Below are 25,062 nucleotides of genomic sequence, written 5' to 3'. Positions count from 1 at the left end.
GGTGTGCCTAAACCTAAAACCAAAATATTAGTTCTTTTAACCGATGGTATAAGCTTAAGAAATTTTGCTTATACAAGCTTTTATAAAAAGGGCTTACAAAATAATGTAGACATTGTTTTTTGGAATAATACAACATTCAATTTAAAAGATTTAGGTATAAATGAAATAGAACTATCTAATTCTAGATTACACAAATACACCACAATTCTTAAAAACGTTCGTAAACGCATTGAGCTTAATTGTTATAAGAAAAGATTTAATGACCCTATTTATTTAAGGTATTCCTTTTCGTTACCATTTAATTCATTAAAAAATATAGTTAAAAGTATTATTACCAAACTTTTAATAGTGCTTTTCAACTCAGAAAAAGGATTACGTTTTATAAGAAATAAAATTAATAAACTGGAATCTAGTACAGCATATTTTCAATCTTGTAAAGCACTATTAGAAGTGTATAAGCCAGATTTGGTTTACTGTACCAGTCAACGTTCTGCCTTGGCCATAGCACCAGTTTTAGCCGCAAAATCATTAGATATTCCCACTGTTGGTTTTATATATTCTTGGGATAATTTACCTAAAGCAACCTTGGATGTTCAAACAGATACCTATCATGTTTGGAGTAATTACATGAAAAAAGAGCTTTTAAAATATCAACCGTTTGTAATAGAAAACCAAGTTTGCGTTACAGGTACACCGCAATTTGAACCTCATTTTTATTCGGACAGCATCCTATCGAAAAGTACGTTTTACGAACGCTATAACCTAAATGTGAACACAACATATTTATGCTATAGTGGCGATGATGTAACAACTTCGCCAAAAGACCCATTATATTTAAGGGATGTGGCTTCGGCTTTAAGAACGTTAAATTTAAAGGGACATAATTTAGGATTGATTTTTAGAAGATGTCCGGTAGATGTTACTAAAAGATACGATGAAATTTTAAATGAATTTAAAGATGTTATTACACCTATAGCACCAATTTGGAAAACAAAAGGACAAGTTTGGAATACCATTTTCCCTACTTTTGAAGATTCCATACTATTGGCCACATTAGCATCACATACAGCTATTGTAATAAACTTAGGGTCTTCAATGGTTTTCGATTATGCAATTCATAATAAGCCTTGTATGTTTATGAATTATAATTATTTTAATGCTGAAGAAAAGCCTAAAAAAGGAGTTTACGTATACAATTATGTACACTTTAGATCTAAACCATCAGAAGATGCTGTGGTTTGGTTAAATCATCCGAAGGAAATTGCAGAAAAAATTGAAAACCTCTTAAATAATCCAGATAAAACAGTTAAGGCAGCACAAGATTGGTTTAATGTAGTAAATCAAAAAGAACCAGTTCCCGCTTTGGCATCCGATCGTATTTTGCAAAATATTAATAAGCTAATTTCAAAACATTAAATAGCATCTTTACTTATGTTTTTCAATTCTATAGCTTTTTTAATATTTCTACCAACAGTATTCTTTTTGTACTGGTTTGTATTTAAAAAAAACCTTAAAGTTCAAAACATACTTTTATTAGTAGCTAGTTACTTTTTTTATGGTTGGTGGGACTATCGTTTCTTGGTACTTATAGCGTTAAGCACCATTATTGATTTTGTTATAGGCTTAAAACTGCAAAATGAAACGGCAAACAAAAAACGAAAATTTTTATTGGCCATTAGCCTAATTTTTAACCTAGGTATGTTAGGCTTTTTTAAATATTATAATTTCTTTGTAGACAGTTGGATTAATAGTTGGAGTCTTTTGGGAGTTACAATGCATGCCTCAACAATGCAAATTATTCTGCCTGTTGGTATTTCGTTTTATACCTTTCAAACCTTAAGTTATACTATTGATGTTTATCGCAAAAAATTAAAACCTAATAATAATTTTGTCAATTTTGCCACTTTCGTCGCCTTCTTTCCACAACTTGTTGCAGGACCTATAGAAAGAGCCACTAATTTACTACCCCAATTTTCAATAAAACGTGTTTTTAATTTTGAAAAGGCGAAATCTGGTATTCATTTAATTATTTGGGGATTATTTAAAAAAGTAGTTATCGCTGATAGCTGCGCAATTTATGTAAATACAATTTTTGATAATTATCAGGAATTAAATTCATTAACTTTAATTGTTGGAGCACTATATTTTGCTTTTCAAATTTATGGCGATTTTTCAGGTTATAGTGATATTGCCATTGGTACAGCTCGACTTTTTGGGTTTAATTTAATGCAAAATTTTAACTACCCTTATTTTTCTAGAGATGTAGCCGAATTTTGGAGACGCTGGCACATATCACTATCAACATGGTTTAGAGATTATTTGTACATCCCTTTAGGAGGTTCTAGAACAAGTAAAGTAAAACAATTAAGAAACGTATTTGTTATTTTTCTGGTAAGCGGCTTTTGGCATGGTGCAAATTGGACTTTTTTTATTTGGGGCGCTTTACATGCCTTGTTTTTTATTCCGTTATTACTTAGAAAGAAGAATAGAAATAATATTAATCAGGTTTCAGAACAAGCTATGCTCCCTTCTTTTAAAGAATTAATTAATATGTTGTTTACCTTTGCACTGGTTACAATAGCTTGGGTGTTTTTTAGAGCAGATTCTATTACACAAGCCATTAATTATATTATAAGACTGTTTTCTAATTTAAGCTTTAAAATTGAATATTTAAGTAATGAAAACTATAGTTTAGAAATTATGCTTTTAATAGGCGTTTTTATGGTGTTAGAGTGGTTTCATAGAAATTCAGAACATCCTTTTTTAGGAAGGTTAAAATGGATTAAAATTATTGCTGTTGTAATAATGATTTTATCATTTGGCGTTTATTCTGACCATCAAGAATTTATATATTTTCAATTTTAATGAAACAGTTTTTATTTTATATATTAAAAATTCTTTGTATTACTATACTAACTATGTATGTCTTGGACGCTCTGTATTCCTATACATACATAAATAACCAACCTAGAAATAAAGTTCACAAAATACTTCAATTAAAAAATAAACATTTTGATATTGCTTTTTTAGGGTCATCAAGAACAGAAAATCATGTAGATAGTGAGATGGTTGAAAAACTAACAGGAAAATCTTGTGTAAACCTTGGTATTTCTGGAGCGAGTTTGGGTGATATGCTTATTTTATTAACCCTTGCAGAATCAAATAACATTACATTTGATAATTTGGTTATTCAAATCGATTATAATTATTATAATTTCGGACTTTCAAATACTTTTAAAGCTAATTTAATTCCCTTCATAAAAAACCCCGTTATTAAAAAAGAATTGAATAAGGATAAGGATAATTTTTATTATAACTATATTCCATTTTATCGTTATATGAAATATGATAAAGTAGTAGGATTCAGGGAGTTTTTAGCTACCTTTTTAAATAAAAAACCAAAAAAAGAGGTGACATTTGGCTATAATCCGAAGCACGGAGTGGGGTTAGAGGTCTCTGGAAAGTTACCAGATACTTTTAGCAAAACTAATGCAGAGTTTGAATCTATTAAGGAATTAGTTAACAGAACACATACTAAACTATTTTTATTCACCGCTCCATATTGTAATAAAATAGATAATAGAGATAAATTGCAAGAATTAAAAACCGTAATACCTTCATTATTTAGCTATGTGGGTCTGTTTGATAATAAAGAAGAGTATTTTTTTAATTGTGGTCATTTAAATATAGAAGGCGCTAGAGAGTTTACTAAAATATTAATTGAAGATATCATTTCTCATAAAGTCAAATAACTTGAATATAGCTTTTCTTTCACCAGAATATCCACATAAAAGTTTAAATCCCTCTGCTGGTTTAGGCTCAAGTATTAAAAATATTGCTTCTGCTTTAGTAAATGCAGGACATAATATTACTGTTTTTGTTGTCTTTCAAAAGGATGAAAGCGTGTTTTTTGATAATAGGGTTAAAGTGATTTCAATTCCTCGTAAAGGGTATAAGTTTTTTGGTTGGTATCTAGAGCGTAAGTATATTGAGAAAGTTATTAATAATGAAATTCGAAATAATAAAATAGATGTTATTGAAGCTCCAGACTGGACAGGAATAACTGCTTTTATGAAATTCCAAATTCCTTTAGTAATTCGTCTACATGGTAGTGATACTTACTTTTGTAATTTAGAAGGTCGAAATCAAAAAAAGAAGAATTATTTGTTTGAGAAAAGAGCTTTAAGTCAGGCAGATAGAATAGTATCAGTAAGTGAGTTTACAGGACAATTAACCAAGAAATTATTTAATTTAAAGTGTAATATAGAAACCATTTATAACGGCATAAATACAGAGCGTTTTAAGCCTCTTGATGTAAAAATAAACGATGGTCAAATTTTGTATTTCGGAACGCTTATAAGAAAAAAAGGCGTATTAGAGTTAGCTAACATATTTAATAAAGTTGTCGAAAAGTCAGAAAAAGCCAGTTTACTTTTAATAGGAAAGGATGTTAATGATATATTGGAAAATAAATCAACTTTAAACTTGTTTTACGAGTGTTTAACTAAAAATGCGAAGCAAAAAGTAACACATTTAAATGAAGTGCCTTACTCAGAAATAAAACAATATATTGCAAAAACTCAAGTGGTAGTTTTACCTAGTTTTGCCGAAGCATTTCCAATGACCTGGCTTGAAACATTGGCTATGGAAAAAGCTTTAGTAGCATCAAACATTGGTTGGGCACCAGAACTTATGATACATGATAAAACAGGCTTCTTAATTAACCCAATTAAGCATCAAGAATACGCAGATAAAATAGTTATGCTTTTAAATGATGAAGAAAAATGCAAGTATTTTGGAAAAAATGGGCGAACACATATTAGTTCTAATTTTTCAACAGCCAAAATCCTTGAAAAAAATGTAAATCTCTATAAATCATTATCTACATAAAATGATTGAGCTTAAAAAATATATAACACAAACTGGAGAGGTTCTTCTATATAATGGAGAACCAAAACTAGACATGTTAGAAGCCCTCTCAAAAGGAGCAGGCGATTTATGGCATAGTAGTTTAGATCAAGGTTTTAAAAATTGTTTTCAAGAGTTAGTATATCAATCTGCGGTATATTGGTGGTTTATAAATGATTTTGATAATCTAGATCATTGTGTGAGCTGGCGACTAAATACCGAAAGCTTTGTTGTAAGAGCTTTGGTTTGGGAAACTATGGGTGGTTTTGATTATCAGTATTCAGAAACCGTTATAAGTGGATTAGATTTTGGATTTAATTTAATAAAAAATTCAGGCGGTGTACCACTTTACGTTAAAGGTTTATTTCCAAAAGTATTAAATAAAGTCATCGTTTCAAAAGAAGATAGATATTTGTTTTTCCTAAAAAACTTTAAAAAGCACCATAGTTATTATATGCTATTTCGAAATGGATTTCGCTTTATTTCAGAATATAAGGCTTTAAAAAAAGCATCTAAAAATGTTGTAAAAAAAGAAAACAAAATTCTTAAAAATAAAATACTTAAACCTATAAGTGGACAACCAACAGTAAGTTTGGTTATCCCAACCATGAAGCGTCAGGAATATACCGAGTTGTTATTAAAAGACCATAACTCACAAACTTATTTAATTAAAGAAGCTGTTATTGTAGACGCTACTCCAGAAGAAGAACGAGATCCTAAATATTATAATTCAGAAAATTTTAAATTTGATGTTAAAGTAAAATGGCAAACAACAAAAGGGAGTTGTCGAGCAAGAAACGAAGCTATAAATATGTGCACAAGCGATTATATAATTTTTGCTGATGATGATATACGGATATTGCCCGACTTTGTAGAAAACACGATTAAAGTTTTACAAACTTATAATGCTAATGCATGTAACGGGTTGGATATAATGGCAGATCATACAAGCCAAAACCTAAATGATTTAAAGGAAAAGCTATCAAAATTAAACCACAGTAGATTTAAAGTTGGTGTAGCTCATTTATTTAGTAATGCAAATTCGTGTGTTAAAAGAACTGTGGTTGAAAAGTTAGTAGGTAATGATGTTAATTTTGATGGTGGTTATGGTGAAGACGCCGATTTTGGATTAAGAATTTTAAAATTAGGTGAGGTTTTAATAAATAATCCTTTTTCACCTAATTTACATTTAAAACCTCCTGTTGGAGGGTATCGTTTTTGGGGTAATCAATCGCGTATTTTAGGAAAAAAACGCAAATCTCAGCCCTGGGAATTGGGGAACCCAGTAAAGTATATTCGTCCAGTGCCAAGTCCAACAGTAACTTATAAATTCTTAAAGCATTTTACACCTTGGCAAATTAAAGAATGGCGTTGGAAACATTTTTTTATATACCTTTTTAAAAGAGGAAAAAAAGGGGGTGTTTTACGATTCTTAAAATTCCCATATAAATATTTACAGTTTAATAAATCGTTAATGTATGCTAAGCAATTAATTAACAAAGGTGACCAGTTTAGTTAGACCACTATTTTACTCATAAAAAAAATATAAATGAATAATATTTACAAAAAATTATCTATAATAATACCAGCTTATAATGAAGCTTTTACTATTCATCAAATTTTGAATAAAATTAAAGAGGTTGAATTATTAGGAAATATGGACAAGGAGCTTGTAATTGTAAACGATTATAGTACCGATGAAACTTCAGAAGTTATAAAAAAATATATCAAAGCAAATAGCGACTTAAATATTAAGCTTTTCGAACATAAAAAAAACAAAGGTAAAGGTGCAGCGTTACATACAGGAATAGATAAAGCTACTGGCGACATTATAGTTATTCAAGACGCAGATTTAGAATATGATCCAATGGAATACAATGTACTTTTAAAACCTATACTAAATGGATATGCAGATGTAGTATATGGTAGTCGATTTATGGGGAGCAACCCACACAGAATTTTGTTTTTTTGGCATAGTATAGGTAATAAGTTTTTAACATTTTTTAGTAATATGATGACTAATTTAAATTTAACAGATATGGAAACCTGTTATAAAATGTTTAGAGCAGATATACTAAAGTCTTTAGATTTGAAAGAAAATAGATTTGGTTTTGAACCTGAAGTAACTGCGAAAATATCTAAAATATCAAAAATAAGAATATACGAGGTTGGTATAAGTTATTATGGTAGAACTTTTGAAGAAGGAAAGAAAATTGGCTGGAAAGATGGTTTTAGAGCCATATACTGTATTTTAAAATATAGATTTTTTAAATAATGATAAAATATATAAGTAAACCTAGTTTTATAGCTATTGCTTTTTTATGTGTTTTGTTACCTAAAATTTACTTCGTTGTTTCATCTTACAAAAATAAATTATACACAATAGAAAAAGCTTATAAAAATGGTGATGCTTCTCATTATTTAAAAATTGCAGAAAACATTAATTTGTTTAAAGTTTTTTCGGATAATAATTCGATAATTCCTACTGAGAGTGCTACATGGAGACCACCACTTTGGCCTTATGTTTTATCCATAGGTTTCTATATAACTAACAACCCATTTGGCTTAATTATATTAAAATCACTTTTAGAATTAGTTTTATTAATTTTAATTTTCTCATTAATAAAATCACTTAAAAATATTAAGCCTGTTCATTCATTATTCTTTTTAATACTTTTTATAGAACCATACTATTTAAAATATTCTACAACATTTTTATCTGAGAGTTTAACAGCAGTTTTAATACTTTTATTAACACTGTCATTTGTGTTGTTTAATGAATCAAAAAAGTATAGTGTGCTTATTCCTTTTTTATCTGTAATAACAATTCTTTGTCACCCTGTTTCTGTTTTTTTTGTATTAACACTATTAATTATATACGGTTTAACTAGTGTGGGAAAACACCTAATAAGAATTGTAACTCATGGTATATTAGTTGTTGGATTAATGATTTTGTGGCCACTCAGAAATCAACAAACGTTTCACCAAGGGTTTTATTTAACGGCATCGCAAGGAGCAACGTTTTCTAAAGGTTGGAATGAAGATGTAATAGCTAAATACACTAATGTCGATGGTGATTTGGCTGATGAAGCTTTGAACTTGAAATATGTAAAAAACATAGAGGATAAAGAACGAAATTCAACTTTAAAATTAGGAAAGCTATACAAAGAAGGCACAGTTAATTATATTAAAAATTTAAATTTTAAAGATTTTTTTCTAACTGTTTTTGTTAAGTTAAAGTCTAATTTTAATCCGTTTCCAGAAAAACCTAAAGGAGGTATGTTAGAGTCTTTAGCTATTGTTTTTAGAATATTATACCTTGTTTTGTTCTTACAGTGTCTATTCTGGGTTTTTAAACGCAGAAAACCAAATATTACATCAGAAAAGGATAAAATTTATTTTGTGGTTTTTTCAATACTAATAGGACAAATAATTATGTCTACATATATTTATACTGGTTTACGGTTTAATGCTATTTATAGTTTAGCCCTATTATTTAGTTTTTTATATATTAATATAGACTTATTATTTAATTGGATAGAGAAATTTAACAAAAACTCAAAGGTTATATCATGAATTTTTCTTTGATAATTTGTACTTATATGCGGGATGAAGCTTTATTGCAATTACTTCAATCTGTAAAGGAACAAACATGTTATCCTAATGAAATTATAATAATTGATGGCTCTACCAATGATAAAACAAAACAAGTATTAAAGCAAAATTATTTTGAAAATCTAAAATATCATAAAGTAAAGGCTACAGAGAGAGGTCTAACAAAACAGCGTAATTATGGTATAAATTTAGTAGCCCAGTCTTCAGACATTATTTGTTTTTTAGATGATGATATCGTTTTAACGCCCTACTACTTTAAAAATTTAATAGAAACCTATAGAAATTATCCAGATGCCTTGGCTGTTGGTGGTTATATTATAAATGAAGTTGACTGGAAGCAAGGAAAGGAAACAAAAAACATTAACAAATTTTATTTTGATGGTTGGCTGCGCAGTGAGCCATCTAGGTTTAAATTAAGACGAAAGTTCGGTTTAGCACCAGATACGCCACCAGCTTTTTTGCCAACGTTTGCCCATGGTAGATCGGTTGGGTTTTTACCGCCTTCGGGTAAAACATACAAGGTTGAACAAATAATGGGTGGTGTTGCCAGTTATAAGAAAGATATTTTTAAAGCCTTAACATTTTCGACCTATTTTGAGGGGTACGGACTTTATGAAGACACAGATTTTTCCTTACGACTAGCTAAAAGGGGTAACTTATATGTTAACACAAGTGCTCAACTATCGCATTTTCACGATAATTCAGGACGGCCAAACAAATATAAATATGGTAAAATGGTAGTAAGAAACGGCTGGTATGTATGGCGAGTTAAATATGCTAATCCAAGTTTTAAATCTAGAGTTAAATGGAACTTAACAGTTTTGTTATTAACAACCGTGCGTTTTACCAACATAGTTACCACAAAACAAAAGAAAGAAGCGTTTACTGAAACTTTGGGAAGAGTGGTAGGATGGTTATCTTTACTGTTTAATTCGCCTAAATTAAGATCATGAATTTTGTAATTATTACTCATGTTAAACATGTTAAGCAAAATCATGAGTTTTTTGCTTATTCTCCTTATGTGCGAGAAATGAACATATGGCTTAAACATGTTAGTAAAGTTACCGTAGTGGCTCCATTAGTAATAACTGCAAAAACGGAAATAGATAGTGCCTACCAACATAATAATATCGATTTTAGAAAAATACCACAAATTGCTTTCACTTCTTTTTATGGTGTTTTACTTTCTATTTTTAAACTTCCAATACTTGTTTTTTCAATTTTTAAGGCATGCCTTAATGCGGATCATATTCATTTAAGATGCCCAGGCAATATTGGTTTACTTGGTTGTTTAGTACAAGTGTTTTTTCCTAAGAAAATAAAAACGGCTAAATATGCGGGTAATTGGAGTCCAGAAGCAAAGAATCAGCCCAAAAGTTATAAGCTTCAAAAATGGTTACTGTCAAATACATATCTCACAAAAAATATGACTGTTTTGGTTTACGGTAAATGGGAAAACCAAACTAAAAATATAAAATCATTTTTTACCGCCACATATACAAATAATGAAAAGGATTTACTTCAAATTAGAGATTATTCAAAAGGGTTAAATTTTGTTTTTTTGGGCAGTTTAGTTAAAGGTAAACGGCCATTATTAGCTATTAAAATTGTAGAGACCTTAATTAGCCAAGGGATAAATATTACTTTTGATATTTACGGAGAAGGTAAACTAAAATCGGATTTACAGCAATATATTATAAACAATAATTTAGAATCTAATGTCATATTGCGAGGGAATAAGCAAGAAACGGAAGTTAAAAATGCTTTGAAACAAGCACATTTTTTAATTTTACCATCTAAGTCTGAAGGTTGGCCCAAAGCTGTTGCAGAAGCCATGTTTTTTGGCGCTATCCCTATAGCTACTTCTATTTCATGCCTACCATTTATGCTCGATTATGGAAACAGAGGTGTTTTGATAGAGCCCGATAGAGTTGCTTCTGTAAAAACGATAATAAAATTTTTAAAGAATGAGGAAGATTTAAAATCTATGTCAAAAAAAGCTAGTGAATGGTCTAGGAGTTATACTTTAGATCTCTTTGAAAAAGAAATAACCAAATTATTAAAACCATAAATGCGGGTATTACAATTAATAGATTCCTTAGAAGCTGGTGGAGCAGAGCGTTTAGCAGTTAATATAGCCAACGGGTTATCTTCAAATATTGAAGCTTCATTTTTGTGCGCAACGCGTAAAGAAGGGTTTTTAAAGGAAAGCCTTTTACCCGAAGTTGGTTATTTTTTTTTAAATAAAAAGAAAACCATCGATTTTAAAGCCATAAAACGATTAATATCATTTATTAAAAAGCAAAATATCAAGATTATTCACGCGCACAGCACGTCTTTCTTTTTAGCAACTATGGTTAGATTAACTAACCCCAATGTTATTATTGTTTGGCATGATCATTACGGAGATAGTGAGTTCTTAGAAAACAGAAAATTTAAAGTTTTAAAAGGATGCTCAAAATACTTCACTCACATTTTTAGTGTAAATAAAATCTTAAAAACATGGGCGGAGAATAAGCTGAAATTTAAAAGTGTATCCTATTTGCCAAATTTTGCTACAATTAATAAATTAGAAGGAGATACCAAATTAAAAGGCATTTCAGGTAAGCGTTTAATGTGTTTAGCAAATTTAAGAGAACAAAAGGATCATATTACACTGTTTTTAGCCTTTAAAGAAGTTTTAAAATATTACCCAGAGTGGACATTACATTGCATTGGAAAAGATTTTAAAGATCGGTATGCTGAAAAAGTTAAAAGTAGTATAGAGAAGTTTGAATTAGCTAATGCGGTATATTTATATGGTAGTAAACCTGATGTTTATAATATTTTAAAACAGGCGGATATAGGAGTTTTATCTTCAAAGTCCGAAGGTTTACCTTTGGCGCTTTTAGAATATGGATTTGCTAAGTTACCTGTAGTGTCAACTAAGGTAGGCCAGTGTGAAACTGTGATTTCACATAATTATAATGGATTATTAGTGGAGCCCAATTCGCCTAAAGAAATGGCTAAGGCATTAATTTATTGTATTGAAAATCCAGATGATATATCTACATTTGCGGAGCGTTTTAATAGGCATATAGAAGAAAATTATTCTCAAATTGCTCAAATTGAAACTATTATAAATCATTATAAGATTTGTTTTAAATAAAATTGAAAAGCATTAATTACATAAAACCCATTTTTTTTCATGTTCTATTAGGTATTGGTGTTTATGGCTTAAGGTTTTTATCGAAGTTATATTTAATTGCGGTTATTGTTTATTTTACTAATCAAATAGTTAGAGCAAAGCCATCTCAAAAAGCATTAAAAATTTTAGTGGCCTGTGGCTATGTAGTTGGAGCAGAGGTGTTTTTAAGGATGACAGGGGGGAGTTTGTTATACGAGACTTCAAAATATGTGGTTATATTTTATATGTTAATAGGCATATTTACAATAAGGACTAATAAAGAGTCCATGCCTTTTATTATTTATGTTTTTTTGCTAATTCCAGGTGTTTTGGTAGCGGGTTTAAATGCTACCGAAGAAACAAATATTAGAACAGCCATAGCATTTAATTTAAGTGGACCAGTATGTTTAGGCATAGTTTCAATATTTTGTTATAAACTTAAATTTAGCTTGCAAGCTGTGCAAAAGGTGTTGTTTTATATGCTTTTACCAATAATATCCATAACCTCTTACTTATTTATCTATACGCCAAATATTGGAGAAACTCTTACAGGTACAGGCTCTAATTTTGTTGCTTCTGGAGGTTTTGGTCCAAACCAAGTGTCTACCATTTTAGGATTAGGCATGTTCGTTTTAACAGTTCGTTTCTTTATGCTATCCCCAACATTATTTCTTAAGGTAATTAATGGTTTTTTGTTGGCCGCTGTAAGTTTTAGAGGCATTGTAACATTTAGTAGAGGAGGGGTATTAACAGGTCTATTCATGATTATGGCATTTGTTTTTATCTATTTTAATAAGGTCAATAAAAAAGCAAAATTTAGAATTAGTAGACTACTTGTTATTTTTGCTAGTTTAGGTGTGCTTATTTGGTTGTTCTCGTCTATTCAAACTAGTGGTTTAATTGAAAATAGATATACAAATAGAGATGCATTAGGGCGAGAAAAGGCAGATGTTTCTACCGGAAGAAGTGATTTGATTTCTTTTGAGTTAGAAGAATTTTTTAAAAATCCAATTTTAGGAGTAGGTGTAGGTAAAATAAAGGAGTTAAGAGAAATAGAAACAGGACTTAGAGTAGCCACTCATAATGAGATGAGTCGTATTTTGTCAGAACACGGTTTGTTTGGTGTTATAGCATTTTCAATTTTATTGCTAACGCCTTTGTTTTTTCGTTTAAAAAATCGATCCAATATTTTTTTCTATTCGTGTTTTTTATTTTGGTTTTTAACTATAAATCACTCATCAATGCGGATTGCTGCTCCAGCTTTTATTTATGGGTTGTGCTTATTAGATATTCAGTACAAAACCAATCGTGTAAAAAGTAATAAATTAAAAGAGAAAAAACAATTAACATCAATATAGCATTGAAAACTTTAATTTATATTGGAAATAAATCTGGTGTTAGCAAAGATGCTAACTTATCGTCTATAGATCTGCTTGTTCCTCTATTTGAAAACTCGGGCTTTAAAATATACACAGCCTCTAGTAAAAACAATATTGTTTTTAGGTTACTAGATATGTTGTGGATGTGTTTCAAACATAAAAATGAGGTAGATTATGTGTTAATTGATACATATAGTACCTTAAACTTCTATTATGCCTATTTCGTTGGCGGCTTATGTACAATACTTAAATTAAAATATATTCCTATGCTGCGAGGAGGAAACCTCCCAGAAAGAATTAAAAAGTCTCCAAAGTTGTCAAAAGCTATATTTAATAATGCACATGTAAACATAGCACCATCTTTATATATAAAGTCTAAGTTTGAATCTGAAGGTTTTAAAAATATTATAAATATTTCAAATTCTATCGAGCTTGATAATTATAAGTTTAAACCAAGAACTTTTTCCCAGGTTAATTTACTTTGGGTACGGTCGTTCTCAAAAATTTATAATCCCACATTAGCTATAGATATTTTAAGAGACTTAAAAGAGAGAGGTATAATAGCTAGTCTATGTATGGTAGGTCCGGATAGCGATGGTAGTTTAAAAAAAGTGCAAGATTATGCTAATAAAATGCAGGTAGTAGTGCGTTTTACAGGTAAATTATCTAAGCCAGAATGGATTAAACTTTCAGAAGATTATAACATTTTTATAAACACTACTAATTTTGATAATATGCCGGTAAGTGTCATTGAGGCTATGGCATTGGGGCTTCCCATAGTATCTACAAATGTTGGGGGAATGCCTTATTTAATTGAGAACAATAAAAATGGTTTGCTAGTTTCTCCTAATTCTGCAGGGTTATTTGCAGAAGCTATACAAGAGCTTATTAAGCACCCATTTAAAACAGATCAACTTACACGAGAAGCTCGATTGTTAGCAGAAAAAATGGATTGGAATTGTATTGAAAAGCAATGGCTCAAAGTATTAAAATAATTAAGTTGTAATAAAATTATACTTCTTATATTTAGGCCCGTTAAATATCCCTCTCAAATGTCTAAAAGCAGTATTCATTTTAACATATCTGAACGAAAAATTCTTTTACGGGTTTTCGATATAGTTTTTATACTTTTTGCGCTTTATTTAGTTGGAAATACTTTTGATTTTGATTATTTCATACTAACTACCGAAAAATGGGCTTGGGGTGTTATTCTTGTTTTGTATATCTCCATTTTTGGAACCATTTTTGAAATATACGATTTACAAAAGTCTAGCAAAATTGATAGTATAGCTGCAGGAATTGTGTTAACGTCCTCCATTACTGTTTTGTTTTATCTTTTAACGCCATTTTTCACACCATTATTACCAGATAATAGGCTACAAATATTATTCTTTTATTTCTCTATTCTAAGTGCTTTGTTTATTTGGCGAATATGCTATGTTACTTTTATAGGGACACCTCGGTTTTATAAAAAGGTTTTAATTATTGGCGAAACGTCTAATATAGAAACTATTATAGAAGCCTTTAAAGGTGCAGATCCTAATTATAAAATTATTGGATTTGTAAACTGCGAAGTGAATACTCTGGAAACGATTAGATTTAAAGGAATTAAAGAGTATCTACCTAGTCAAATAAGGGAAGTTATCAATCAAGAAAAAATATCGGAGATTGTTGTAGCTAGTTATAATTCGGAGAATATTACTTCCGAGGTATATTATACATTAATTAAATTATTAGAAGAAGGTTTTCCTATAAACGAGTATACTCAAGTATATGAAGATATGACGCACCGTGTGCCTGTGCAGTTTGTAGGGAAAGATTTTTATAAATACTTTCCTTTTAGTAGAAGCAATCAAAATAAATTATACCTCTTTTTTCATCGTCTTTTCGACGTTTTAATTGCTTCTATTGGAATCATAATTGGTATTGCAGTTTTACCAATTGTTTTTATTGGAAACATTTTAGGTAATAGAGGTCCTCTTTTTTATTCGCAAGATAGAATAGGTAAAAATGGAAAAGTCTTTAAAATTATTAAGTTTCGTACCATGATAAAAAATGCTGAAAAATCTGGTGCTGTATGGGCGAAAAAAGGAGATTCTAGAATAACACCTTTTGGCAAATTTATGAGACATTCTAGATTAGATGAATTTCCTCAATTTATAAATATTTTAAATGGAGAAATGAGTTTGATTGGTCCTAGACCTGAGCGTCCGTTTTTTGTAAAAGAATTAGCGCAGATGCTACCTTTTTATGAAACCCGACATATTGTAAAGCCGGGATTAACCGGTTGGGCACAAGTAAAAACAAGATATGGTGCATCTATTGATGATAGTCTACTTAAACTGCAATATGATTTGTATTATATTAAGCACAGAGGTTTTTTTATAGATATGAATATTATGATTAAAACTATGAGCACCATGATATTCTTTAGAGGGCAATAAAGCAGTTTATAGTCCTTAAGTTTATTTCTAAAACTTAGTAAAATGTTTAACTAAGTAAACATACCTAACAAATAAAGCTATAAGTAATGGCATTAGGCCAATAGCAAATACTTGAACACCAATTATCCAATGTAGTGTTAATAGGCAAAGTAAAATTATAAGAAGTTTAATGTACTTTACAAACCAATCCTTAGGTTGTGCTTTAAAAAACTGACCTACAACCAGAAGATTTAAAACAAATGCCCATAATAGGTTATAATTTTGATGTGTTCCTGTATGGTCGGTAGCAAACCATAGCAGCAAAATTAAGACACCTATTAAGCCTGTTAGTGTAAAAAGGCTAACATCTAACCATACAGAACGTTTATTGTTTTTAACATCCTTATACGTGATATAGAGTATAAACATAGCAACGAGTCCTAAAATAAACAACGGACTTGTAAAAAATGTGCTTGCTTGTATGTTTTCTTTGGCGGCATATAGTACCGTACTTTGTTTAATAAGTGGTTTTTTCTCGATTCCTACGGTAGCCTTCTCAAAGAATTTATAAATGTTTTTTGGTAAAAACATATGGTCTTCGGTTCTAGCTTTTCTGTCAATAACAGAGCCTAAGGCTAAATCTATACCAAAACTACCCCAAGAGTTTTTGTTTACATGGCTATAAATTAAGGTTCTAAAGGTGGCGTCTTCAAAATCGTTTGGAGGGCTAAAAGTAATACGGTTATTTGTGGCTATATTTGTTACATCTTTAATTTTAGTGGCACAATTATCATAGAAGAACTCGTATAAGTAGCGCCTGTTTTCAATTTTATAATTATTTATTAAATAATCATACAGCTTTTGTTTCTCAGCTTGAGTCAAGTTTAAAACTTGCTCTTTAACACTTCTATTATGGTAGCTGTAAATTTGATAAAACCTAGTAAAATCTGTTTTACTAATTAAGTAGTTAAGCTGTCCTTGTGCAAATTTTAAATAAAAATTGGGTGCATCAAAGTCATATTCACCATAGCCATAAACAACATCTAATCTGTTGTTTAAATCTTTTATTCTAAAACCACTATGCCCAAAAGCATCGTTTAGTGAATTTCCAGGGCCAACCGTTAATACGCTAATTTCTGCCTGATTTGATAATACATTTTGTTGCGAAAAAGCTACTTTAACGCTTAAAAATATGCAAATAAGGAGAATGTTTTTTGGGATAAATAACTTCATTATCTAAAGATACTAAAATCAAATTTTAAAGAAAAAACATTGGAATATAAGGCTCCACTTTGGTCGCCAATATCGGTAAAAGCATAATCAATTTGAATGCCGTTATATTTAAAACCTAAACCAAAACTAGGTTGAAAGGTTAATTCTTCATTTCCAAATTGTTCTTCATTTTGAAAATTACCTAATCCGCCACGTAAATAAACCATGTCTATATACCCAAATTCAAAACCTAACGCCGGATTAATACTAGCAAATGACGTAGAAATAAGATCGTTATTTTCTTCAAACCTAACATTTAAGTTTACCGATGTTAAAAGGGTGTAATCATAATTAAAATCTACTAGCTTAGAAATTCCAATTTGAAGCTTAGGAATAGTTATTTCGGTACTTTCTGGTAATTCTTGGTTTTGTCCTTCAACTGCATCGCTAATAGTTGCAAACTCTTCTTCATCAATGGCCCAAGCATTAAAAGTCGTTGTTATGTCTCTAGCCATAACACCAAATTCCCAACCGTTATCGGTTTCAAACTGGATACCAGCATCTAAACCAAATCCCCATGAAGAGGCAAAATCTCCAATAATTCTTCTAATTACCTTAGCATTTACACCATAATTAAGCCCTTTAAGAGGTAAGGCTCTAGCGTAGGAGAAGGTTAAACCATAATCGGCAGTAGAAAATAAACTTATACGATCATAATTTATATTTCCATCGGCATCAATAAGCTGTGTGGTATTTAAAATATCATCGACCGCGAAACGAATTAATGAAATTCCAACGGCACTATTATCATCTAAAGGCATAGCAAAAGCCGCATAATCGTAATTGGCTATGTTAGCAAAGTAGCTTGAGTGCATTAAGGATAGTTGATTGTCCTCCAGCTTTAAAAGGCCTGCAGGATTCCAATACCCCGAATTGACATCGCCTGTGTGTGATGTAACCGCGCTGCTCATACCCAAAGCCGCAGCATCAACTCCAATATTCATAAACTCATTAGAATATTTTCTAACAGTTTGACTAAATAGGGTAGAAGTTAAGACACAAAATAGAGTGGTGATGTAAAGTCTCAATCGTAATTTTTTTACAAAGATGCACATAATTTATAATCTTTAAAACTTCAATTTGTAATAGATATTGTTTTAGACGGAAATTGTTTGCTATTTTTACAATCTTAAAACAGCTAAACATGAAAAAACAAATACCAAATGCACTTACCTTATTAAATTTATTGTGTGGTTGTATAGCAGTAATTTTAGCTATTAATAGCAATTTTGTAGCCGCTTCTATTTTTGTGTTTCTTGGTGTGTTTTTCGATTTCTTTGATGGTTTTGCAGCTCGAAAGTTAAATGTACAAAGTGAATTAGGCTTGCAGTTAGATTCGCTAGCCGATATGGTAACCAGTGGTTTGGTTCCTGGAGTTATTATGTATAAGTTATTGATATTAACGCTAGATACCAGTGTAACTCAAGACAATAGTTGGGAAGCAAATTCTTTTGGTGTAGATTTTAATTTACCAATACTACCATTGCTTGGGCTATTAATTACACTTGCATCGGCATACAGGTTAGCTAAGTTTAATATAGACGAAGATCAACAAACTTATTTTAAAGGCTTGCCAACACCTGCAAACGCCTTATTAATAATATCTTTACCATTAATTATCGAGTTTCAAAATAGCGATGTTATAAATAGTATAATTCTTAATAAATGGTTTTTGTTAGGGCTTACTTTTTTAAGCTGTTACTTACTTAATTCGGGTATTAAATTATTTGCCTTAAAATTTAAAACTTATGGTTTTAAAGGAAATGCCACACGATACATTTTTATAATTTTATGTGCTGTACTTTTAATTGTTTTACAATTTGCAGCTATTCCAGTAATTATAATACTATATATTTTAATGTCTGTTTTAGACAATTTAACTTCTAAATAAAAAACATAATACAACTATGGCTTCAGGATTTTTTGCATTATTTGATGATATAGCAGCGTTAATGGATGACGTTGTAGTGATGAGCAAGATCTCAACTAAAAAAACAGCTGGTATTTTAGGTGATGATTTAGCTGTAAATGCAGAAAAAGCCACTGGGTTTTTGGCCTCAAGAGAATTACCTGTGTTGTGGGCAATTACTAAAGGTTCTGCCTTAAATAAACTCATTATACTTCCCATAGCCTTTTTATTAAGTGCATTTGCACCTTGGGGTGTTACTTTGGCATTAATTTTAGGAGGTATTTATTTGGCTTTTGAAGGTTTCGAAAAAATATTTCACTTTTTTGTACCAGAAAAGCATAATGAGGTTTCCACAAAGGAAGTTGAGCAGGTTGACTTATCTGAAGAAGACATGATGCTTGCTGAAAAAGCAAAGGTTAAATCGGCTATTTTTACAGATTTTATTCTTTCGGTTGAAATTGTAATTATTGCCTTAGGTACCGTTATTGGACGACCAATTTTGTTTCAAATTATTGTCGTGTCTATTGTTGCTATTATTGCAACTATTGGTGTTTACGGTATTGTTGCATTAATTGTTAGAATGGACGATTTTGGTTTAAAATTGGTAAAGCTTAACGATAACGAAAAGAGTTTTTCTTATATGTTTGGCAATCTACTTATTAATACCTTACCTTGGGTAATACGCAGTTTATCTGTAATAGGTACCATAGCTTTACTACTTGTTGCGGGCGGTATTTTTGTTCATAATATTGATTTTCTACATCATTTTTTAGAAACTATACCAAGTTTTATAAGAGATTTTATAGTAGGTTTATTAGTGGGGTTAGGAGCTTTTATTGCTGTGAAAATTTTTATGGGTATAAAAAAGTTGATTTTTAAGAAGAAGTAAAACATTTAGTCCGTATCCATTTTTGTATTCGCATTACATAATTAAATGTTTCAAATGCTAGTTTGCGTTAAAAGCATATCGCTATTCAACGTCTATACATCTTAAACTATAATTTCTAAGAACTAAAAAAGCTGTAGGGCCTCTATTCGCGAATTTTCTTTTTACGTAATTCGAAATTCTGACCTAAGTACACCTTACGAACCATTTCGTCGTTTGCTAATTCTTCAGGTTCACCGGCTTTAAGAATACTACCTTCAAACATTAAGTATGTTCTATCTGTAATAGCAAGTGTTTCCTGTACGTTATGATCGGTAATTAAGATACCAATATTCTTTTTAGTTAATTGTGCTACAATACGCTGAATATCTTCCACAGCAACAGGGTCAACCCCTGCAAAAGGTTCATCTAAAAGAATAAAATTAGGATCGGTTGCTAGGGCACGAGCAATTTCTGTTCTACGGCGTTCACCACCAGACAATAAATCGCCACGGCTTTTTCTAATATGACCTAAACTAAATTCATCAATAAGCGACTCCATTTTCATAAGCTGCTCTTTTTTACTAAGTTTAGTAAGCTGTAGCACGCTTAAAATATTATCTTCAATACTTAATTTTCTAAATACCGAAGCTTCTTGTGCCAAATAACCAATACCGTTTTGTGCACGTTTGTACATTGGGTATTTAGTAATTTCGGTATTATCTAAAAATATATGACCGCCATTTGGTTTTATTAAACCTACAATCATGTAAAAAGAGGTTGTTTTACCAGCACCATTAGGTCCTAAAAGACCAACAATTTCTCCTTGGTTTACTTCCAGAGAAACATCTTTTACAACTTTTCGTCCGCTGTAGGACTTCATTAAATTTTCGGCTCTTAAAATCATATTTTTTATATACTGAACGTTAAAAATAGTAAAATCATATACAACTATTATAACGTCTTGATTAATTCTTTAATAACGGTTTTATATTTCTGACTTAAAACCTGCCCTAAAAACTATTCCATAAAAACGCAATCGCTTAAAATAATCTTCAAAAATAATAAGTGTTTTATTGTTTTTTAGCCATTTGCTTTTCTTTTCGCTTCTGGTTTCTAATTACAATTTTAGAAATATAAATACTTACTTGGTACAATATTAAAATAGGAATGGCTACTATAACTTGACTTGCAATATCTGGAGGTGTTATAATTGCCGATAAGATAAGTACAATTACCAAGGCATATTTTCTGTATTTTCTTAATATCTCTGGCGTTACCAATCCTATTTTGGTTAAAAAATAAATAATAATAGGTAGCTCGAAAATTAGGCCAGAAGCTAGGGCAGAAGACCTCACTAAAGCAATATAAGAACTTATATCTATTTGATTATCTACCCGTGTAGATATGCTGTAATTAGCTAAAAAATTAAGTGATAGTGGCGTAACAATATAGTATCCAAAAAGGACTCCAATAAAAAACAAAAGAGACGAAATTATAATAAATCCGCGCGAATGTTTACGCTCGTTGCTATGTAAACCAGGGCTTATAAATTTCCAAAGCTGATAAATAACATAAGGAAACGCTATAATAAAACCGCCTAAAATAGCGGTCCAAATATCGGCCGAAAACTGTCCTGCCATGGTTCTATTTTGCAAAATCATGGGCATTTCTTTAGCACAAAATGTGGTGTCCATTCCAAAAAAGTTGGCGGTGTCACATAACATGCTATACGTTGGAAAGCCCATATCTAAAGGAGCAAAAATGATATTGTCGAAAACAAATCTGCTAAAAATAAATACTAGCGTAGCTACAATTATTACGGCTAAACAGATTCTTATTAGGTGCCAACGTAAATCTTCAAGATGATCTAAAAAAGACATCTCATTTATATCCTTTTTCGCCATTATATTATACCTTCTTTAATTAAATCGTGTAAATGCACAATGCCTGCATATTTACCGTTTTCTTCAACTAGTAATTGCGAAATATCGTTATTTTCCATAAGTTCTAAAGCGTCAATGGCCATAGCTTCCGCTTGTATACGTTTTGGGTTATTACCCATAATATCTTTTGCTGTTAAACCAGAAAAATCATCTACTCTGCTTAACATTCTACGTAAATCGCCATCTGTAATAATACCAATAATTTTATCGTTTTCAACAACTGCAGTTACACCAAGCATTTTTTCGGTTATTTCAACAATAACATTTTTAATATTTGTGTCTGGAGCAACCTTTGGCTTTTCGTTAACCGAACTAATATCTTGCACACGTAGGTATAATTTTTTACCTAATGCGCCACCAGGGTGGTATTTGGCAAAATCGTTACTAGAAAATCCGCGTAATTCTAATAAACAAACTGCAAGTGCATCGCCAATTACAAGTTGTGCAGTGGTGCTTGTAGTGGGTGCTAAGTTATTTGGGCACGCTTCTTTTTCAACATAAGCATTCAAAATATAGTTAGCATGTTGCCCTAAAAAAGAATCTGGATTGCCTGTAATAGCAATCATTTTGTTTTTTGCACTTTTTATTAATGGCACCAACACTTTAATTTCAGGAGTATTCCCACTCTTAGATATGCAAATAACTACATCATCTTTTAAAATTAAACCTAAATCTCCATGAATGGCATCTGCAGCATGCATAAAAATTGCGGGTGTTCCTGTAGAATTTAGCGTAGCTACAATCTTACTTGCTATTATAGCGCTCTTACCTATGCCAGTTATTATTACGCGCCCTTTTGATTTGTAAATGAGCTGTATAGCCTCTGCAAAGTCATCTGTTACTAAACTCGCTAAGTTTAAAATGGCCTTACTTTCCATCTCAATAGTTTGCTTAGCAATCTTAATAATAGCATTTTTATCTTTCAAAATTTATAGTTTTTTGAGTTGATTTTTAAAGATTTTATTATCTTTAATGTTAATCAAATTGATTTTTTGTTGTAATTTGGAAATTGGTTACAAAACTAACGAAAAAAAATATGAGGCTTCTCTAAATGTTTTACGAAATTATACAATCATGATTTATGTACTAGTTAGAGAAATAATTAAACAATAATTTTAAAACAATTCATGTCAATATCAAAAAATGACTTGCATGCTGCTCTAAAAAAATATTTTGGGTTTAGTAAGTTCAAAGGGCTTCAAGAAGGTGTTATCGAAAGTTTATTAGACGGTCAACACACATTTGTAATAATGCCCACAGGCGGAGGAAAATCATTATGTTATCAATTACCGGCATTAATGCAAGAAGGGACAGCTATTGTTGTGTCTCCTTTAATTGCTTTAATGAAAAACCAAGTAGATGCCATAAGAGGTGTTTCTAAAGAAAACGGTGTAGCACATGTGCTAAATTCTTCTTTAAATAAAACCGAAATAAAGCAGGTTAAAGAAGATATTGTTAATGGTGTTACTAAATTATTGTATGTCGCTCCAGAATCCTTAACCAAAGAAGAGAATGTCGAGTTTTTAAGAAGCGTAAAAATTTCATTCTTGGCTATTGATGAAGCACACTGTATTAGTGAGTGGGGACATGACTTTAGACCAGAATATAGAAACCTACGTCATATTATAAAACGTATAGGCGATAATATTCCAATTATAGGGCTTACGGCTACGGCAACGCCTAAAGTGCAAGAAGATATAATTAAAAATTTAGGGATTGGTGATGCCAAAACATTTAAAGCATCCTTTAACAGACCTAATTTATATTACGAAGTACGCCCAAAAACTAAAAATGTAGATGTCGATATTATTCGATTTATTAAAAAGAACGAAGGTAAATCGGGTATTGTATATTGTTTAAGCAGAAAACGTGTTGAGGAACTAGCACAAGTACTTCAAGTAAATGGTGTAAATGCAGTGCCTTATCATGCTGGTTTAGATGCCAAAACGCGTTCTAGCCATCAAGATAAATTCCTCATGGAAGATGTAGATGTGGTTGTGGCTACCATTGCCTTTGGTATGGGGATCGATAAACCAGATGTACGCTTCGTAATCCATCATGATATTCCAAAAAGTATAGAAAGTTATTATCAAGAAACAGGTCGTGCAGGACGCGATGGTGGCGAAGGCCATTGTTTAGCATACTATGCTTATAAAGATATTGAAAAGTTAGAAAAATTCATGTCTGGAAAACCTGTTGCCGAACAAGAAATTGGGCAAGCCTTGTTGCAAGAAGTTGTTGCTTTTGCCGAAACATCAATATCTAGACGAAAATTTATACTGCACTATTTTGGTGAAGAGTTTGACAATGAAACCGGCGAAGGAGGCGAAATGGATGATAATGTTAGGCATCCTAAAAAGCAGGTCGAAGCTAAAGATAATGTTAAGTTACTGCTAGAAACCATTGCTAATACCAACGAAAAATACAAATCAAAAGATTTAGTAAACGTTATAATAGGTAAAGAAAACGCCTTAATTAATTCACATAAAACAAACGAACAACCGTTTTTTGGTGCCGGAAAACATAAAGATAATAAATACTGGATGGCCTTATTAAGGCAAGTATTAGTGGCAGGATATCTTAAAAAAGATATTGAAACTTACGGTGTTATTAAACTATCAGAATCGGGTAGGGAATTCCCTAAAAAACCTGAGTCTTTCATGATGACCGAAGACCATATTTTTGAAGGCGAGCAAGAAGACGGTACCATTATAACAGCACAAAAAGGAGGCGGTGCCATTGCAGACCCTGTTTTAATGGGCATGTTAAAAGATTTACGTAAAAAGAACGCTAAAAAATTAGGTGTTCCACCGTTTGTTATATTTCAAGATCCATCGTTGGAGGATATGGCCTTGAAATATCCAATTAACTTAACCGAGTTGGCCAATGTACATGGGGTTGGCGAGGGTAAAGCTAAAAAATACGGAAAAGATTTTGTAGCCTTTATTGAAAAATATGTCGAGGAAAATGATATTACACGTCCAGACGATTTAGTTGTAAAATCTACAGGAACCAATTCTGCAAATAAGCTATACATCATTCAAAATATAGACAGGAAATTGCCATTAGACGATATTTCGTCATCGAAAGGTATGTCTATGTCCGAGTTTATAAAAGAAATGGAAGCTATTGTGTTTTCGGGCACAAAATTAAATATAGATTATTGGCTAAACGATATTCTAGACGAAGACCAGCAAGAAGAAATTCACGAGTATTTCATGGAATCTGAAACCGATAGCATTGGTTTAGCAATCGAGGAATTTGATGGCGATTACGATGACGAAGAACTCCGTTTATACCGTATTAAATTTATTAGCGAAGTAGCAAACTAGATTCATTTAAATAATATTATGGGCGTTACCCGAAAAGGGTCGGGCTTTGCCTTGCAAGTCCTCGCACTTCCTACGTCAGGCTGTGGGCTTTTCATTTCAATCCCTAACGCGGGCTTGTTTATTGTGGTTGGTGTTTGGAGCTAGCTGTTTTATTATTTTTAACTATACTGTTTTCATTTTTTGCGAATGTGTTTGATTTGTGTTTACTTATTTAAAATAAGAGATGAAATTCAGTTTTATACCAATG

21 protein-coding genes are annotated in these 25,062 nt (G+C 31.1%); 16 read left to right on the top strand and 5 right to left on the bottom strand.

Annotated features, from left to right (window positions below; all coding sequences use genetic code 11):
- Window positions 1-3 precede the first annotated feature (3 nt).
- The 13 genes from AAFN75_RS17430 to AAFN75_RS17370 are packed head-to-tail and all read left to right on the top strand — an operon-like array spanning window position 4 to window position 15,512.
- Window positions 4-1,416, top strand: coding sequence for a UDP-glycosyltransferase (locus tag AAFN75_RS17430; RefSeq protein ID WP_411807571.1), 1,413 nt, complete (start codon window positions 4-6; stop codon window positions 1,414-1,416).
- A gap of 15 nt (window positions 1,417-1,431) precedes the next feature.
- Window positions 1,432-2,865: an MBOAT family O-acyltransferase gene (locus AAFN75_RS17425; RefSeq protein WP_411807570.1), complete on the top strand. Its 1,434-nt coding sequence runs from the start codon at window positions 1,432-1,434 to the stop codon at window positions 2,863-2,865.
- A complete protein-coding gene (locus tag AAFN75_RS17420) occupies window positions 2,865-3,752 on the top strand; it encodes a hypothetical protein (RefSeq protein ID WP_411807569.1) in 888 nt (295 codons plus the stop codon). The genes AAFN75_RS17425 and AAFN75_RS17420 overlap by 1 nt, the downstream gene beginning before the upstream one ends.
- 1 nt (window position 3,753) lies before the next feature.
- Window positions 3,754-4,890, top strand: coding sequence for a glycosyltransferase family 4 protein (locus AAFN75_RS17415; protein ID WP_411807568.1), 1,137 nt, complete (start codon window positions 3,754-3,756; stop codon window positions 4,888-4,890).
- A 1-nt stretch (window position 4,891) separates the two neighbouring features.
- Window positions 4,892-6,427, top strand: coding sequence for a glycosyltransferase family 2 protein (locus AAFN75_RS17410; RefSeq protein ID WP_411807567.1), 1,536 nt, complete (start codon window positions 4,892-4,894; stop codon window positions 6,425-6,427).
- 30 nt (window positions 6,428-6,457) lie between these two features.
- Window positions 6,458-7,183: a glycosyltransferase family 2 protein gene (locus AAFN75_RS17405; RefSeq protein WP_411807566.1), complete on the top strand. Its 726-nt coding sequence runs from the start codon at window positions 6,458-6,460 to the stop codon at window positions 7,181-7,183.
- Entirely contained in the window at window positions 7,183-8,484 is a 1,302-nt protein-coding gene (locus tag AAFN75_RS17400) for a hypothetical protein (RefSeq protein WP_411807565.1), read from the top strand. The genes AAFN75_RS17405 and AAFN75_RS17400 overlap by 1 nt, the downstream gene beginning before the upstream one ends.
- Window positions 8,481-9,476, top strand: a complete 996-nt coding sequence (locus AAFN75_RS17395) for a glycosyltransferase family 2 protein (RefSeq protein WP_411807564.1) — start codon at window positions 8,481-8,483, stop codon at window positions 9,474-9,476. Before AAFN75_RS17400 ends, AAFN75_RS17395 begins: the two co-directional genes overlap by 4 nt.
- Window positions 9,473-10,594, top strand: coding sequence for a glycosyltransferase family 4 protein (locus AAFN75_RS17390; RefSeq protein ID WP_411807563.1), 1,122 nt, complete (start codon window positions 9,473-9,475; stop codon window positions 10,592-10,594). Before AAFN75_RS17395 ends, AAFN75_RS17390 begins: the two co-directional genes overlap by 4 nt.
- Window positions 10,595-11,671: a glycosyltransferase gene (locus AAFN75_RS17385; protein WP_411807562.1), complete on the top strand. Its 1,077-nt coding sequence runs from the start codon at window positions 10,595-10,597 to the stop codon at window positions 11,669-11,671.
- A gap of 2 nt (window positions 11,672-11,673) precedes the next feature.
- Entirely contained in the window at window positions 11,674-13,047 is a 1,374-nt protein-coding gene (locus AAFN75_RS17380; RefSeq protein ID WP_411807561.1) for an O-antigen ligase family protein, read from the top strand.
- A gap of 2 nt (window positions 13,048-13,049) precedes the next feature.
- Window positions 13,050-14,063: a glycosyltransferase family 4 protein gene (locus AAFN75_RS17375; RefSeq protein ID WP_411807560.1), complete on the top strand. Its 1,014-nt coding sequence runs from the start codon at window positions 13,050-13,052 to the stop codon at window positions 14,061-14,063.
- Window positions 14,064-14,120: 57 nt separating this feature from the next.
- Window positions 14,121-15,512, top strand: coding sequence for an exopolysaccharide biosynthesis polyprenyl glycosylphosphotransferase (locus tag AAFN75_RS17370; RefSeq protein ID WP_411807559.1), 1,392 nt, complete (start codon window positions 14,121-14,123; stop codon window positions 15,510-15,512).
- Between the two features lie 27 nt (window positions 15,513-15,539).
- Here AAFN75_RS17370 and AAFN75_RS17365 read toward each other — a convergent pair whose 3' ends face one another.
- Window positions 15,540-16,724, bottom strand: coding sequence for a DUF4105 domain-containing protein (locus AAFN75_RS17365; protein ID WP_411807558.1), 1,185 nt, complete (start codon window positions 16,722-16,724; stop codon window positions 15,540-15,542).
- Window positions 16,724-17,707, bottom strand: a complete 984-nt coding sequence (locus tag AAFN75_RS17360; protein ID WP_411809298.1) for a PorV/PorQ family protein — start codon at window positions 17,705-17,707, stop codon at window positions 16,724-16,726. The genes AAFN75_RS17365 and AAFN75_RS17360 overlap by 1 nt, the downstream gene beginning before the upstream one ends.
- Before the next feature lie 200 nt (window positions 17,708-17,907).
- Here AAFN75_RS17360 and AAFN75_RS17355 point away from each other — a divergent pair, with 200 nt between their 5' ends.
- A complete protein-coding gene (locus AAFN75_RS17355) occupies window positions 17,908-18,654 on the top strand; it encodes a CDP-alcohol phosphatidyltransferase family protein (RefSeq protein WP_411807557.1) in 747 nt (248 codons plus the stop codon).
- Window positions 18,655-18,670: 16 nt separating this feature from the next.
- Window positions 18,671-19,561, top strand: coding sequence for a DUF808 domain-containing protein (locus AAFN75_RS17350; protein WP_411807556.1), 891 nt, complete (start codon window positions 18,671-18,673; stop codon window positions 19,559-19,561).
- Window positions 19,562-19,703: 142 nt separating this feature from the next.
- Here the strand turns inward: AAFN75_RS17350 and lptB are convergent, their stop codons facing one another.
- The 3 genes from lptB to AAFN75_RS17335 all read right to left on the bottom strand — a co-directional run bounded on the left by lptB (window position 19,704) and on the right by AAFN75_RS17335 (window position 22,361).
- Window positions 19,704-20,444: an LPS export ABC transporter ATP-binding protein gene (gene lptB / locus AAFN75_RS17345; RefSeq protein WP_411807555.1), complete on the bottom strand. Its 741-nt coding sequence runs from the start codon at window positions 20,442-20,444 to the stop codon at window positions 19,704-19,706.
- Window positions 20,445-20,610: 166 nt separating this feature from the next.
- A complete protein-coding gene (tatC, locus tag AAFN75_RS17340; protein ID WP_411807554.1) occupies window positions 20,611-21,444 on the bottom strand; it encodes a twin-arginine translocase subunit TatC in 834 nt (277 codons plus the stop codon).
- Window positions 21,444-22,361 carry an SIS domain-containing protein gene (locus tag AAFN75_RS17335; RefSeq protein ID WP_411809297.1) on the bottom strand — a complete coding sequence of 306 codons (918 nt, stop codon included), beginning with the start codon at window positions 22,359-22,361 and terminating at the stop codon, window positions 21,444-21,446. The genes tatC and AAFN75_RS17335 overlap by 1 nt, the downstream gene beginning before the upstream one ends.
- 249 nt (window positions 22,362-22,610) lie before the next feature.
- Between AAFN75_RS17335 and recQ the strand changes: the two genes are divergently transcribed.
- Entirely contained in the window at window positions 22,611-24,815 is a 2,205-nt protein-coding gene (gene recQ, locus AAFN75_RS17330; RefSeq protein ID WP_411807553.1) for a DNA helicase RecQ, read from the top strand.
- The last annotated feature ends 247 nt before the right edge of the window (window positions 24,816-25,062 follow it).

Source organism: Algibacter sp. AS12 (assembly GCF_046736315.1).
Classification (GTDB): domain Bacteria; phylum Bacteroidota; class Bacteroidia; order Flavobacteriales; family Flavobacteriaceae; genus Algibacter_B; species Algibacter_B amylolyticus.
The sequence above is the reverse complement of the archived record's forward strand: the minus strand, read 5'-3'. Positions and strand labels throughout refer to the sequence as shown.

Bases quoted from the DNA above. Each gene is read 5' to 3' on its own strand.
- AAFN75_RS17370 (WP_411807559.1), top strand. From the start codon at position 14,121: ATGTCTAAAAGCAGTATTCATTTTAACATATCTGAACGAAAAATTCTT.
- AAFN75_RS17400 (WP_411807565.1), top strand. From the start codon at position 7,183: ATGATAAAATATATAAGTAAACCTAGTTTTATAGCTATTGCTTTTTTA.
- lptB (WP_411807555.1), bottom strand. From the start codon at position 20,444: ATGATTTTAAGAGCCGAAAATTTAATGAAGTCCTACAGCGGACGAAAA.
- AAFN75_RS17365 (WP_411807558.1), bottom strand. From the start codon at position 16,724: ATGAAGTTATTTATCCCAAAAAACATTCTCCTTATTTGCATATTTTTA.
- AAFN75_RS17355 (WP_411807557.1), top strand. From the start codon at position 17,908: ATGAAAAAACAAATACCAAATGCACTTACCTTATTAAATTTATTGTGT.
- AAFN75_RS17385 (WP_411807562.1), top strand. From the start codon at position 10,595: ATGCGGGTATTACAATTAATAGATTCCTTAGAAGCTGGTGGAGCAGAG.
- AAFN75_RS17405 (WP_411807566.1), top strand. From the start codon at position 6,458: ATGAATAATATTTACAAAAAATTATCTATAATAATACCAGCTTATAAT.
- AAFN75_RS17350 (WP_411807556.1), top strand. From the start codon at position 18,671: ATGGCTTCAGGATTTTTTGCATTATTTGATGATATAGCAGCGTTAATG.
- AAFN75_RS17335 (WP_411809297.1), bottom strand. From the start codon at position 22,361: ATGGAAAGTAAGGCCATTTTAAACTTAGCGAGTTTAGTAACAGATGAC.
- AAFN75_RS17390 (WP_411807563.1), top strand. From the start codon at position 9,473: ATGAATTTTGTAATTATTACTCATGTTAAACATGTTAAGCAAAATCAT.
- AAFN75_RS17420 (WP_411807569.1), top strand. From the start codon at position 2,865: ATGAAACAGTTTTTATTTTATATATTAAAAATTCTTTGTATTACTATA.
- AAFN75_RS17410 (WP_411807567.1), top strand. From the start codon at position 4,892: ATGATTGAGCTTAAAAAATATATAACACAAACTGGAGAGGTTCTTCTA.
- AAFN75_RS17425 (WP_411807570.1), top strand. From the start codon at position 1,432: ATGTTTTTCAATTCTATAGCTTTTTTAATATTTCTACCAACAGTATTC.
- AAFN75_RS17395 (WP_411807564.1), top strand. From the start codon at position 8,481: ATGAATTTTTCTTTGATAATTTGTACTTATATGCGGGATGAAGCTTTA.
- recQ (WP_411807553.1), top strand. From the start codon at position 22,611: ATGTCAATATCAAAAAATGACTTGCATGCTGCTCTAAAAAAATATTTT.
- tatC (WP_411807554.1), bottom strand. From the start codon at position 21,444: ATGGCGAAAAAGGATATAAATGAGATGTCTTTTTTAGATCATCTTGAA.
- AAFN75_RS17360 (WP_411809298.1), bottom strand. From the start codon at position 17,707: ATGAATATTGGAGTTGATGCTGCGGCTTTGGGTATGAGCAGCGCGGTT.